Source organism: Citrobacter sp. TBCS-14 (genome assembly GCF_005280805.1).
GTDB lineage: Bacteria > Pseudomonadota > Gammaproteobacteria > Enterobacterales > Enterobacteriaceae > Citrobacter > Citrobacter gillenii.
Genome location: NZ_SZWM01000048.1, coordinates 1 through 216 on the forward strand (window position 1 = coordinate 1; position 216 = coordinate 216).

Annotated in this window: 1 protein-coding gene; it reads right to left on the reverse strand. The window is 54.6% G+C overall.

Features of this window, described 5'->3' with window-relative positions; translation table 11 throughout:
* The coding region (locus FDX22_RS30750) for an SDR family oxidoreductase (protein WP_255432648.1) at positions 1–216 on the reverse strand (216 nt) is incomplete at both ends.

The window sequence follows — 216 nt, forward strand, 5'->3', positions numbered from 1 at the left end:
GTCATCCGGTGTTCCCCAGCGCCCTGCGGGAATGCGATCGACAATTTGCTGATTACGCGTACTGTCTTCGCGCAGCTGCTGGGTATTATTGGTCGCCATATAACCGGGTGCGATGGCATTGACATTAATTCCCTGAGCCGCCCACTCATTAGCCAGTAAGCGGGTGATTCCAAGCACGCCACTTTTTGATGCGGTGTAGGAAGGAACGCGGATTCC